13 protein-coding genes are annotated in these 11,681 nt (G+C 54.7%); 8 read left to right on the top strand and 5 right to left on the bottom strand.

The window, feature by feature from the left end:
• Positions 1–25 precede the first annotated feature (25 nt).
• Positions 26–658: a cAMP-activated global transcriptional regulator CRP gene (gene crp, locus ACSZO4_RS04690; RefSeq protein WP_000242758.1), complete on the bottom strand. Its 633-nt coding sequence runs from the start codon at positions 656–658 to the stop codon at positions 26–28.
• A gap of 308 nt (positions 659–966) precedes the next feature.
• On the opposite strand from crp, the gene ACSZO4_RS04685 reads away from it, so the two are divergent.
• Positions 967–1,371 (top strand): OsmC family protein, encoded by a 405-nt coding sequence (locus ACSZO4_RS04685; protein ID WP_437887686.1) that lies wholly within the window; start codon positions 967–969, stop codon positions 1,369–1,371.
• Positions 1,372–1,439: 68 nt separating this feature from the next.
• Here the strand turns inward: ACSZO4_RS04685 and ACSZO4_RS04680 are convergent, their stop codons facing one another.
• The 4 genes from ACSZO4_RS04680 to ACSZO4_RS04665 form a co-directional block, all read right to left on the bottom strand.
• On the bottom strand, positions 1,440–2,309 hold the full coding sequence (locus ACSZO4_RS04680) for a phosphoribulokinase (protein WP_437887685.1): 870 nt from the start codon (positions 2,307–2,309) through the stop codon (positions 1,440–1,442).
• Positions 2,310–2,350: 41 nt separating this feature from the next.
• Complete coding sequence (locus ACSZO4_RS04675; protein ID WP_437887684.1) at positions 2,351–2,569, bottom strand: YheU family protein; 219 nt, start codon at positions 2,567–2,569, stop codon at positions 2,351–2,353.
• 1 nt (position 2,570) lies between these two features.
• Positions 2,571–3,587: a hydrolase gene (locus ACSZO4_RS04670; protein ID WP_437887683.1), complete on the bottom strand. Its 1,017-nt coding sequence runs from the start codon at positions 3,585–3,587 to the stop codon at positions 2,571–2,573.
• Between the two features lie 92 nt (positions 3,588–3,679).
• Positions 3,680–4,399 carry an NUDIX hydrolase gene (locus ACSZO4_RS04665; protein ID WP_437887682.1) on the bottom strand — a complete coding sequence of 240 codons (720 nt, stop codon included), beginning with the start codon at positions 4,397–4,399 and terminating at the stop codon, positions 3,680–3,682.
• A gap of 192 nt (positions 4,400–4,591) precedes the next feature.
• On the opposite strand from ACSZO4_RS04665, the gene prs reads away from it, so the two are divergent.
• From prs to mdcE, 7 genes are all read left to right on the top strand, one after another.
• Positions 4,592–5,452 carry a ribose-phosphate diphosphokinase gene (gene prs / locus ACSZO4_RS04660; RefSeq protein ID WP_437887681.1) on the top strand — a complete coding sequence of 287 codons (861 nt, stop codon included), beginning with the start codon at positions 4,592–4,594 and terminating at the stop codon, positions 5,450–5,452.
• Positions 5,453–5,465: 13 nt separating this feature from the next.
• Positions 5,466–6,956 carry a nicotinate phosphoribosyltransferase gene (locus tag ACSZO4_RS04655; RefSeq protein ID WP_437887680.1) on the top strand — a complete coding sequence of 497 codons (1,491 nt, stop codon included), beginning with the start codon at positions 5,466–5,468 and terminating at the stop codon, positions 6,954–6,956.
• Between the two features lie 213 nt (positions 6,957–7,169).
• Positions 7,170–8,825: a malonate decarboxylase subunit alpha gene (gene mdcA, locus ACSZO4_RS04650; protein WP_437887679.1), complete on the top strand. Its 1,656-nt coding sequence runs from the start codon at positions 7,170–7,172 to the stop codon at positions 8,823–8,825.
• Positions 8,825–9,682: a triphosphoribosyl-dephospho-CoA synthase gene (locus tag ACSZO4_RS04645; RefSeq protein ID WP_437887678.1), complete on the top strand. Its 858-nt coding sequence runs from the start codon at positions 8,825–8,827 to the stop codon at positions 9,680–9,682. The genes mdcA and ACSZO4_RS04645 overlap by 1 nt, the downstream gene beginning before the upstream one ends.
• A gap of 9 nt (positions 9,683–9,691) precedes the next feature.
• Positions 9,692–9,991 (top strand): malonate decarboxylase acyl carrier protein, encoded by a 300-nt coding sequence (mdcC, locus tag ACSZO4_RS04640; RefSeq protein WP_437887677.1) that lies wholly within the window; start codon positions 9,692–9,694, stop codon positions 9,989–9,991.
• Positions 9,984–10,817, top strand: a complete 834-nt coding sequence (locus ACSZO4_RS04635) for a biotin-independent malonate decarboxylase subunit beta (RefSeq protein ID WP_437887676.1) — start codon at positions 9,984–9,986, stop codon at positions 10,815–10,817. The genes mdcC and ACSZO4_RS04635 overlap by 8 nt, the downstream gene beginning before the upstream one ends.
• A complete protein-coding gene (gene mdcE, locus ACSZO4_RS04630) occupies positions 10,817–11,617 on the top strand; it encodes a biotin-independent malonate decarboxylase subunit gamma (protein WP_437887716.1) in 801 nt (266 codons plus the stop codon). Before ACSZO4_RS04635 ends, mdcE begins: the two co-directional genes overlap by 1 nt.
• The last annotated feature ends 64 nt before the right edge of the window (positions 11,618–11,681 follow it).

Raw genomic sequence — 11,681 nt, 5'->3', positions numbered from 1 at the left:
CTATGATAATGCACCGTTCGAAGACTTAACGTGTTCCGTACACGACAATGGTTTTACCGTGGGCGGAGATCAGGTTCTGATCTTCCAGCATCTTCAGGATGCGGCCTACGGTTTCGCGAGAACAGCCCACGATCTGACCAATCTCCTGACGGGTTATTTTAATTTGCATACCGTCCGGGTGAGTCATTGCGTCGGGTTGTTTTGCCAGATTCAGTAACGTCTGAGCAATACGGCCTGTTACATCGAGGAAAGCGAGGTTGCCGACTTTTTCCGATGTCACTTGCAGGCGACGCGCCATCTGCGAAGACAGACGCATCAGAATATCCGGGTTTACCTGGATCAGCTGACGGAATTTTTTGTAGGAAATTTCGGCCACTTCACAAGCAGTCTTGGCGCGTACCCATGCACTACGCTCCTGACCTTCTTCGAAAAGCCCCAGTTCACCGATAAAATCACCCTGATTCAGGTAAGAGAGGATCATCTCTTTCCCTTCTTCATCCTTGATGAGCACTGCCACTGAGCCTTTGACGATGTAATACAACGTTTCCGCTTTTTCACCCTGGTGAATCAGCGTGCTCTTCGACGGGTACTTATGAATGTGGCAATGAGACAAGAACCATTCGAGAGTCGGGTCTGTTTGCGGTTTGCCAAGCACCATGCGCGGTTATCCTCTGTTATAAGCTGGCTCCAGACTCAGGATCTGCACCCTGCATCTGGGGTTGCAATCTGTCTTCCCGATACTTGGGAAGTGAACCGTCAGACGTGTCTGCGGCCTCTAATATATATAGTCCTCTGCATACATGCAGTACGTCTATGTATCACTGTAGCATCCAGACTGTTTTAGCATAGCTTTTGCCGCCTGTCTCCTGGTGTCTCGCTTCAGCTTGACGCAGGTCGCCTTCCGTTGCGCCTTTTCTTATGTACGCGTAATCTGTAGAGAAAATTGCTACTCCGGAGTGAATCAAAATGCATGCACGTGTGAAATGGGTTGAAGGGTTAACGTTCCTTGGCGAGTCCGCATCAGGGCACCAAATTTTGATGGATGGAAACTCTGGCGACAAAGCCCCAAGCCCGATGGAGATGGTGCTGATGGCGGCTGGCGGCTGCAGCGCTATCGATGTTGTATCTATTCTGCAAAAAGGTCGCCACGATGTGACGGACTGCGAAGTGAAACTGACGTCTGAGCGTCGTGAAGAAGCGCCTCGTCTGTTTACCCATATCAACCTGCACTTTATTGTGACGGGAAAAGAGCTGAAAGATGCGGCGGTATCGCGTGCAGTGGATCTCTCTGCTGAGAAGTACTGCTCGGTGGCGCTGATGCTGGAAAAAGCGGCGAACATCACTCATACATATGAAGTGATTGAAGCCTGACTGGATAAGGGCATTGTAGGTTCTGATGCCCTGCTCTGGCCCTCTCCTGCGAGGGGAGGGCGCTGAAATTACGCTATCGTTCTGCCTTCCATCAGCCGCTGTACCAGCGGTGTCATGATCAGCTCCATCGCCAGCCCCATTTTGCCGCCCGGAACCACCAGCGTATTCATATGAGAAATAAACGAGCCCTGCAGCATTGCCAGCAGCCAGGGATAATCAATCCCCTCAAGGTTACGGAAATGGATCACCACAAAGCTTTCATCCAGTGATGGAATAACCTTGGCGGCGAACGGGTTTGAGGTATCAACGGTGGGAACGCGCTGGAAGTTAATATGGGTGCGGGAAAACTGCGGCGTAATGAAGTTGATATAGTCTTCCATTGAGCGCACGACAGAGTCCATCACTGCTTCACGGGAGTGGCCGCGTTCGCTGGTATCCCGCACCAGTTTCTGCATCCACTCCAGATTGACAATAGGAACCACGCCGACCAGCAGATCCACATGCCGCGCAACGTCATGCTGTGGCGTGACTACGCCGCCGTGCAAACCTTCATAGAAAAGGACATCCGTGGGTTCAGGAAGGGGCTGCCAGGGGGTAAATGTGCCTGGCACCTGGTTCCACGGAACCGCTTCATCATAGGTGTGAAGGTATTTTCGCGACTGACCTTTCCCGGTTTGCCCGTAGTCGATAAAGGTGCTTTCCAGCAGACCAAAATCATTGGCTTCCGGGCCAAAGTAGCTGATATGTCGGCCTAAATCGCGCGCTTTACGGATGGCCATGTCCATCTCTGGCCGGGTGAAACGATGGAAACTGTCGCCTTCGACTTCGGCGGCGTGCAGATTCAACTGGGCGAAAATTTTACGAAACGCCAGGCTGGTGGTGGTGGTTCCTGCCCCACTGGAGCCCGTTACGGCAATAACCGGATGTTTTGCAGACATAGTTGCTCCATGAAAAAGCGAGTATTTTCGCCGGGATCCTGTTACTCGCGAAACTGCGCGCGCGGCATAATGTTGACGCTTTCGTGTAACTCTGACCACACCAGCACCGCTTCGCCACTTTTCAGTTGCCGCTTAACATCGGCAACTTTTTGCGCGAATGCGCGCTCATGTTCACCATAATCAGTGCCTTCGCGCAAGACAAAGCTCTCAATCAGATTGTCCAGAGTTTCAGGCGCGAGGTCTTGCCAGGGAATTATCATCTTAGACGTCCAGCCAGGTATTTAGCCAGTCAGGGATCCGCTTCTCAAGCCACATTTGCGGCCTAAGCAGCGTGCCGCCCACAAAGCCGACATGGCCGCCATGCTCGGTAAGTTGATACTCTACTGTCGCTGGCAGGGATTGCGGATCGGGAATCACATGGCTATCCATAAAAGGATCGTCTTTCGCATGAATAATCAGTGTCGGTCTGGCTATTTTGTTCAATAGCGGCATCGCGCTGCACTGGCGATAATAGTCGATCGCATCGGCAAAGCCATGAATACGCGCGGTGATCAAATCGTCAAATTCGCGCAGCAGGCGGACGCGTTTCAGCTGCGCCAGGCTCACCGGCAAGGAGCCTGGATAGGCCTTAAGTTTGCGTGAGGCGTTGGCTTTGAGCAAATTGAGCAGGTAGTGCTGGTAGACCCGGGAAAAGCCCTTTTCGATATGGTTGCTGCATGCTTCCAGCACAAAGGGGGCTGAGACAATCACTGCGGCATCCAGCGGCGCGCTGCTGCCTTCTTTTGCCAGCAGGCAGGCGAGCATATTGCCCCCCAGCGAGTAGCCGACTGCCGCAGTGGGCACTTCGCCAAACTCCCGGCGCAGCCAGTGTAAAAACCAGCTCCCGTCTTCAGTTTCACCTGAATGGTAAATCCGGTTGAGACGATTAGGCTCGCCGCTGCATCCGCGAAAATGCATTACCACACCAAGCCAGCCACGCTCTTTTGCCGCCTCAACCAGGCCGTGCGCATAGGGACTGTGAAGGCTGCCTTCCAGCCCGTGAAAGACCACCAGCCGTGGCTTATGCCGGGCCTGAGCCGGATCTTCGCTCCATGCGAGATCAACAAAGTCGCCGTCAGGGAGTTCGAGGCGCTGCCAGTGGGGGGCGAAGCCCAGCTTGCGACGGATAATCCGCGGCAGCATGGTCTGGAAATGGGGATTACGCGCTCCGCGCATCGGGCGGAAGTCCTGCGTATTCTCTTCAATTTCCGAAAGTTGCGAAGGGGTCATTTCAGCCATAGTACAGAAAATCGATAAATTGTTGGGGGATGACTATAACGACACGCAGCATGTCCGATTGTTCATTTCATGGGCTACGAGCGGTATACAGGCTAATCCGCCAGTAAATTACGGGAAAAGAGATGGATGTCGACATCAGGCTTACGTCGCCATAAGCGCGCTTTCCGTGCGCCAGTCGCCAGGCTTTCGCCAGTCTCTTCAAACATGCCTGAAGCCTCGAAACGGCGAATCAGGCTTTTTCGCTGGATAGGCTGGCCGAGGATAATTTCGGTCGCCTCCTGCAATTGTGTCTGGGTAAAGGTATCAGGCAGACAATAAACAGGCAGTAAAGAGTACATCGTTTTCTGCCGTAATCGCTGCAGCGCAGTTTGAATTATCTCCCGGTGATCAAAGGCCAGGTCGATATCATCAAGTGAGCTTACCGGTACCCATTTAGCGTCGCTGACGGTTGCGACGTGCGGAGCGCAGGCCACCCATGAGATGAGCGCATACCAGGCGATAGTCAGACTCCAGCCACGCGGATCGCGCTGTGCGCCAGAAAAGGTATCCAGCTGTTCCAGCCATGAGGGAGAGATACCGGTTTTTTCCGTGAGCTTACGTAGCGCAGTGGCGCGGGTTGATTCATCCTGCTCGATATCGATAAACCCGCCAGGCAGACCCCAGTACCCTTGCTGCGGCGGGCTGGCACGCTCCACCAGTAAAACGCAAAGTACCTGCTCATGAAGCGTTAGCAATACGCTGTCCACCGTCACCAGGGGGGAAGGGAACCGGCTGGCATCATAAGAATCCAGATACTCTGCTTCGCTGATCATCGCTTACTCGTCTTAGTTAACACGCCACAAGTTTATCAGCCCCACGAAGCGCGGCAAGATAACTTTTATTTCTTTAAATATCATGCTGTTAATTCCTTTTCTTCTCAATGTGCAAAAAATAACTTGCCGATAAGTGTCTTATGGACAATATTGTATGTGTCCCAGGGACATTAATTAATAGTGAGGTGAATTATGACCAAAAAAATAGAACTAACTATTGATAATCAGCAAGTTGAAATCGAGCATGGTGTCTTTCCTGATGGTGCGGTATGGCTAAAAGTCAGCAATGAGTTGCCACGTTTTGCCAGGGTCATGCGTATCCGTTTCGCAGCCATGCGTGATATGAACGATTTCATGCTGTTAGCACAACTGGTTGAGGCTGTGCGCCATGTTACCGACATCGCGATAAGCCATCTTGAACTGGCCTGGCTGCCCTGGGCGCGTCAGGACAGGCATATGGTTAACGGTGATAGCTTTGCCCTTAAAGTGTTCGCTAATCAGTTGAATACACTTAACTTCAGCAAAGTTTTTCTGCTGGATCCACATAGCGATGCGGCAGCCGCGGCCATCAATAACTGCGTGGTGATTGCTCAGGAGGCCTGCCTGCTGAAAAGCAAAAACCTGCGTCATGCCATCAGCACGGGCAGGCTGATGCTGGTGGCACCCGATGCGGGGGCGTTAAAGAAAATTCATAACGTGGCGAAAGCCAGTGGCGCCCAGGATTACGCCATCATCACCAAAGAGCGTGATGTGGCGAGCGGTAACCTGACCGGTTTTGCGCTGGTTTCCGGCGATGTTGCAGGGAAAGACGTGCTCATTGTTGACGATCTTTGCGATGCGGGCGGCACTTTTATCGGCTCCGCACAGGTGCTACGCGATGCGGGTGCCCGCAGCGTGAGCCTGTATGTTACGCACGGTGTCTTTTCAAAAGGGGTAGAAAACCTGCTGAATAACGGCATCGATGCCATCTATACCACCACTTCTTTTGCTTCGTCTCAGCTTCGCGAACCGCGTATTGAGCTTATTGATATCGACACCATTTTTTGTGCTTAAGGGAGATAACACCATGAAAATAAATCCAGTCCTTGCTATCGACGGTTATAAAGTTTCCCATCGCGCTCAGTATCCGCAGGGCACCACCCAGGTGTACTCCAACTTTACGCCACGCAGTGACCGCTTTTTCACCTCGCCAGTGGCAGATGGCAAACTGGTGTTCTTTGGCCTGCAAGGTTTTCTGCAATGGTTTATGGTCGATTTGTTCAATGAGTCCTTTTTTGCCCGTCCGCAAGAGGATGTGGTGAATGAATACAAAACCGTGATGGACAGCTACCTTGGTAAAGATGCTGTGCCGGTGGATCACATTCGGGCGCTGCATAGCCTGGGTTATTTGCCTCTGCACATCAAATCACTTGATGAAGGCAGCAAAGTGCCAATGAAAGTGCCAGTGCTGACCATCACCAATACCCGCGACGAATTTTTCTGGCTGGTGAATTACCTTGAAACCGTGCTCTCTGCTGAACTGTGGAAAGCCTCCACCAACGCCACTATTGCCCACCACTATCGTCAAGTCTGTGAACGATGGGCGGAAAAAACCTGTAGCGATATGTCGCACCTCGATTTCCAGTGCCACGATTTTTCCTTTCGCGGCATGGCCGGACTACAGGACACCATGCAGGCAGGCGCCGGACATTTATTGAGTTTTAAAGGCACTGACAGTATTCCTTCGTTGCTGTATGCCCGCGATTACTACACCGATGGTGAAGAGTACTTTATTGGTGCGAGCATTCCGGCCACCGAACACAGTGTTATGTGCATGGGCGAGAAAGAGCATGAGATTGCAACTTTCCGTCGATTGATTGCGGATCTCTATCCGCAGGGATTTGTTTCAATTGTTTCAGATACCTGGGATTACTGGCGCGTCATAACGGAATACACCCGGGAGCTGAAACAGATAATCCTCGGGCGTGAGGGACGCGTGGTGTTCCGCCCGGATAGCGGCGATCCGGTAGCAATTCTTTGCGGAACTGGCACCGACGACGATACCCGCGCCGATCGCAGCCCGCAAGAGAAAGGATCCGTTGAAGTGTTGTGGGAAATCTTCGGCGGCACGGTGAATGAGAAGGGCTACAAAGTGCTGGATCCGCACGTTGGTCTGATTTACGGCGATTCCATCACGCTTGCTCGTGCAGATGAGATCCTGCGTCGGCTGGAAGCGAAAGGCTTTGCCAGCGCAAACGTGGTCTTCGGGGTCGGCTCTTTTACCTACCAGTACAACACCCGTGATACCTTCGGTTTTGCCATGAAGGCGACCTGGGGAGTGGTTAATGGTCAGGGACGAATGATCTATAAAGAGCCAAAAACCGACAGCGGCCTGAAACGTTCAGCACGCGGGTTGTTGCGGGTGGAAAGAGATAGCCTGGGCGAGTTGCAACTGCATGATGAACAGACCCGGGAACAGGAAAAAGCAGGTGAACTGAAAACCCGTTTCCTTGATGGCAAACTGTACAACACTGACCATTTTGAACAGATTCGCCAGCGCCTGGCCGCACAGCACTGATTGACGCACCTCACCCATGCCGGGGGTATCCCATGCCCCCTCGTTTAGCACATTTCCCGACATAAAATGATCCCCGTCACAAATCATTACGGTGATTATTACCCTCATGCTAATGATTCGTCTCTACGCTTAATTGATGCCAGTCTCTGCGCAGAGCAGAATTTACTCAGCGTTAAGCAAATCAAAATGATTAGCTGAATCAGGAGGTTAATAATGTTATCTGGGCAAACGCCACCACGGGTATGGAACACAAGGCGCAGTGAGAAGCAGCGCCGCATGGCCTCCGTACCGGTGCAGGGCAAAGTGCTGCCGACCGACGACCTGGTCGCCATGCTGGAAAAACTGATAGCGCCAGGCGATCGCGTGGTACTTGAGGGGAACAACCAAAAACAGGCCGATTTCCTTTCACGTGCGCTGGCTGAGGTGAACCCGCAAAAAGTGCATGACCTGCATATGATCATGCCCAGCATCGGGCGCAGCGAGCATCTCGACATTTTTGAAAAAGGGATTGCCCGTAAGCTGGATTTCTCTTTCTCCGGCACCCAAAGCCTGCGTATCTCTCAATTACTGGAAGATGGCCTGTTAGAAATCGGCGCCATCCACACCTATATCGAGCTTTACTCCCGTCTCTACGTCGATCTATCGCCGAACGTGGCGCTGATTGCCGGTTACAAAGCTGACCGCAAAGGCAATCTGTATACCGGACCGAGTACCGAAGATACTCCGGCGCTGGTGGAAGCCGCCGCGTTCCGCGACGGTATCGTGATTGCTCAGGTGAATGAGCTGGTGGATGACGACTGTGATTTACCACGAGTGGATATCCCGGGCTCCTGGATTGACTACGTGGTGGTGGCGGACAAACCGTTCTTTATCGAACCTCTGTTTACCCGCGACCCGCGTCTGATCAAACAGGAACATATCCTGATGGCGATGATGGCGATTAAAGGCATCTACGCGGAACATCAGGTGCAGTCGCTGAACCATGGTATCGGCTTTAACACCGCAGCCATTGAGCTGCTGCTGCCAACTTACGGCGAACAGCTCGGCCTGAAAGGTAAAATCTGTAAGCACTGGACCCTGAACCCGCATCCGACGCTGATCCCGGCTATCGAAAGCGGCTGGGTTGAAAGCGTGCACTGCTTCGGTGGTGAACTGGGGATGGAAGAGTATATCCGCGCGCGTCCGGACATTTTCTTCACCGGTAGCGATGGCTCTATGCGTTCTAACCGCGCGTTCTGCCAGTTGGCTGGCCAGTACGCCGTAGATATGTTTATCGGCTCCACGCTGCAAATTGATGGCCTCGCCAACTCCTCAACTGTCACCCGTGGTCGTCTGTCCGGTTTTGGCGGTGCGCCAAATATGGGGCACGACCCGCACGGTCGTCGTCACGCTACCCCAGCCTGGCTCAATATGATCACTGAACCTGACCCGATGCAGCGCGGTAAAAAGCTGGTGGTGCAGATGGTCGAAACTTTCCAGGCGGGTGCTAAACCGAGTTTTGTTGAGACCCTGGATGCGGTTGAAGTGGCAAAAACCTCCGGCATGCCGCTGGCGCCAGTCATGATTTATGGCGATGACGTCACCCACGTGCTGACTGAAGAGGGTATTGCCTACCTCTACCGTGCCGAAAGCATGGAAGAGCGCCGCGCAATGGTGGCAGCCGTCGCCGGGATCACCGATATCGGCCTGGGTGTGGACAGCAAACGCGTTGCGGCACTGCGTCAGAGCGGCAAAGTGGTTTACCCGGAAGATATGGGGATCCGTCGCACTGATGCTACCCGTTCGCTGCTGGCAGCCGGCAGCGTGGCAGACCTGGTGGAATGGTCAGACGGTCTCTATAACCCACCTGCGAAATTCCGGAGCTGGTAATGAAACTTCTGCCCCGGATTCAGGTTGAAGGCGGTGCCGAATGGCTGGCGCGAACCGCCACGCAGTGTCTGATAGACGAAGCACGATTAAGCCCGAAACCTGGTCTGGTGGACAGTCGGGGGAACGGTGCGCACCACGACTTAACGCTCGCGTTGATGGAGTGCTCCGCACATAGTCTGACCCCCACGTTTCAGGCGCTGGCGCAACAAAGCTGGCTTCGACCCGCAGACATTGCGCTCAGGCAAACCATCGGGCGACTGGGTCGCGAAGGCGAGCTGCAAATGATGGCCGCAACCGGCGGCGTCAACACCCACCGTGGCGCGATTTGGGCGCTCGGGCTGCTGGTGAGCGCCGTCGCCATGCAGGGCGGGGATGCCAGTCCCGCAGAGATTGCGGCCACGGCGGCATCGCTTGCAAAACTGCCGGATAACCTTGCCCCCAAAGTGTTCAGCAAAGGGCTGCGCGCCACCCACCGCTACCGCGTTCCGGGCGCCAGAGAAGAGGCGCAGCAGGCTTTTCCGCACATTTTGCAGTGTGCGTTGCCGCAGTTGCGTTTGAGCAGGAAGAACGGGGGCAGTGAAGCCCAGGCCCGGATTGATGCCCTGATGGCCATTATGACGTCACTGACCGACACCTGCGTGCTCTCCCGCGCCGGGATGGAAGGGCTCCGGATCATGCAGCACGGTGCCCGCGCGGTATTAAACGCGGGCGGCAGCGCAACGCCGGAAGGGCAACAGGCGCTGGCAAGACTCGACGGCCAGATGCTGACACTGAATGCCTCGCCCGGCGGCGCCGCAGATTTGCTGGCCGCCACCCTGTTTCTCGACCGTATCGGGACACCTGATTTCAAGCATTAAGAGGATGTTATGGAAAAAATCACATTAACCGTGCCCGCCAGCCGTCACCTTAACGGCAAAGCGCTGGCCGGGGTTGTCGGCTCCGGAGATATGGAGGTGTTATTCACCGCCGACCAGAGTCAGACATTAACCATCGATATCACCACCTCCGTGGACAACAGCCGCGGGCGCTGGGAAGCATTGTTTAATCGCTTGCAGACCGTCAGCAACCTGCCCGCAGGCACGCTGATCATTCACGACTTTGGCGCGACGCCGGGTGTTGCCCGCATCCGTATCGAACAGGTTTTTGAAGAGGTGAGCTATGCGTGATGACAGCAGTTTTATTGAATTAAAAGCACGCCAGCGCGCCCATGCGCTGCTGGATGAAGGCAGCTATCGTGAACTGCTGGATCCCTTCGAAGGCATTGTGTCGCCGTGGTTAGGCGCGCAGGGCATTGTTCCGCAAGCGGATGACGGCATGGTCGTCGCCAAAGGGACCATCAGCGGTAAACCTGCGGTGGTGGTGGCCATTGAAGGCGCCTTCCAGGGCGGCAGTATGGGCGAAGTGTCCGGCGCCAAAATGGCCGCCGCGCTGGAACTGGCCGCAGAAGACAACCGCAACGGAATCCCGACTCAGGCGGTGCTTTGCCTTGAAACCGGCGGCGTACGTTTGCAGGAAGCGAATCTGGGCCTGGCGGCGATTGCCGATATTCACGCCGCGATTGTTGATCTGCGTCGTTATACGCCGGTGGTGGGGATTGTCGCCGGGACCGTGGGTTGCTTTGGCGGGATGTCGATTGCGGCCGCGCTGTGCAGCTCTCTGATTGTGACCCGTGAAGCACGTCTGGGGCTCAATGGTCCGCAGGTTATCGAGCAGGAAGCAGGGATTGACGAGTATGACTCCCGCGATCGCCCCTTTATCTGGAGCATGACCGGCGGCGAAGTCCGTTATCAAAGCGGGCTGGTGGAAGCGTTAGTCGGCGATGGCGTCAATGCGGTGAAAGCGGCAATGAACGAGGCGCTGGCGAAAGGCGTTCCGGCGAAGCACCGTACCGATAACTACGACGACTATCTTGCCCGCCTGACAAATTTCGACACCCGCAAACAGGCTGATGCCGAACAGATAAAAGCGCTTTTTGCCCGGGAGGTGAAATGATGAGTAATGCAATTAGCCGTGGCGAACTCTGGCTGGAGACTCTCGCTCCCAACGCACCGCGACTGGCCGGGTTGTGCCCGTCAGTGCAGGTGGCGGATGGCGAACTCAATGGTGAAGCCGTACGTTTTATTGCCGTCGTACCGGATGCCAATAACCACTTCCCACGCGCGGTAAAAGGCGAAGTGGGCCTGCTGGAAGGCTGGACGCTGGCAAAAGTCGTGAGCGAAACCATTGCCGCGGATGCTAACAGCGCGGTGAAACGCCCGATTGTGGCGGTGATTGATGTGCCAAGCCAGGCCTACGGTCGCCGTGAAGAGGGTTTTGGCATTCACCAGGCGCTGGCGGGCGCTGCAGCGGCTTACGCCAATGCACGCCTGGCCGGTCATCCGGTCATTGGGCTTATCGTCGGTAAAGCGATGTCCGGCGCTTTCCTGGCGCATGGCTATCAGGCAAACCGCCTGATTGCTTTCAACGACAAAGGGGTTCTGATCCATGCGATGGGTAAAGACTCCGCCGCACGTATCACCCTGCGTACCGTTGAAGCACTGGAGAAACTGGCGGCTACTATTCCACCAATGGCGTATGACATCAGTAACTATGCCACGCTGGGATTGCTGGAAAACCTGCTGGATATCAGTAACCCCGATGCGCCTTCCTCTGCCGATCTGGCGCTGGTGAACACCACGCTGCAACAGGCCATCAATGACGCTCGTCAGGACACCACGTTGAAAAACCGTCTGGGTGCTGACAACCGCCGCAGCTCCGCTCTTGTGCGCGAACGCATGAAAGCCAGCTGGTAAGAAAAAGAGACCTGCCAGATGTATCACCTCGTGGGCGCACTCGCTGCGCCCGCGCGGGACGCTG

Source organism: Phytobacter sp. V91, from assembly GCF_965644225.1.
GTDB lineage: Bacteria > Pseudomonadota > Gammaproteobacteria > Enterobacterales > Enterobacteriaceae > CBFFRJ01.
The sequence above is the reverse complement of the archived record's forward strand: the minus strand, read 5'-3'. Positions and strand labels throughout refer to the sequence as shown.

Excerpts from the sequence above, each read along its gene's own strand:
- ACSZO4_RS04685 (WP_437887686.1), top strand. The coding sequence starts at position 967 with ATGCATGCACGTGTGAAATGGGTTGAAGGGTTAACGTTCCTTGGCGAG.
- ACSZO4_RS04665 (WP_437887682.1), bottom strand. The coding sequence starts at position 4,399 with ATGATCAGCGAAGCAGAGTATCTGGATTCTTATGATGCCAGCCGGTTC.
- mdcE (WP_437887716.1), top strand. The coding sequence starts at position 10,817 with ATGAGTAATGCAATTAGCCGTGGCGAACTCTGGCTGGAGACTCTCGCT.
- prs (WP_437887681.1), top strand. The coding sequence starts at position 4,592 with ATGACCAAAAAAATAGAACTAACTATTGATAATCAGCAAGTTGAAATC.
- mdcC (WP_437887677.1), top strand. The coding sequence starts at position 9,692 with ATGGAAAAAATCACATTAACCGTGCCCGCCAGCCGTCACCTTAACGGC.
- ACSZO4_RS04635 (WP_437887676.1), top strand. The coding sequence starts at position 9,984 with ATGCGTGATGACAGCAGTTTTATTGAATTAAAAGCACGCCAGCGCGCC.
- ACSZO4_RS04670 (WP_437887683.1), bottom strand. The coding sequence starts at position 3,587 with ATGGCTGAAATGACCCCTTCGCAACTTTCGGAAATTGAAGAGAATACG.
- ACSZO4_RS04675 (WP_437887684.1), bottom strand. The coding sequence starts at position 2,569 with ATGATAATTCCCTGGCAAGACCTCGCGCCTGAAACTCTGGACAATCTG.
- mdcA (WP_437887679.1), top strand. The coding sequence starts at position 7,170 with ATGTTATCTGGGCAAACGCCACCACGGGTATGGAACACAAGGCGCAGT.
- ACSZO4_RS04645 (WP_437887678.1), top strand. The coding sequence starts at position 8,825 with ATGAAACTTCTGCCCCGGATTCAGGTTGAAGGCGGTGCCGAATGGCTG.
- ACSZO4_RS04655 (WP_437887680.1), top strand. The coding sequence starts at position 5,466 with ATGAAAATAAATCCAGTCCTTGCTATCGACGGTTATAAAGTTTCCCAT.
- crp (WP_000242758.1), bottom strand. The coding sequence starts at position 658 with ATGGTGCTTGGCAAACCGCAAACAGACCCGACTCTCGAATGGTTCTTG.
- ACSZO4_RS04680 (WP_437887685.1), bottom strand. The coding sequence starts at position 2,309 with ATGTCTGCAAAACATCCGGTTATTGCCGTAACGGGCTCCAGTGGGGCA.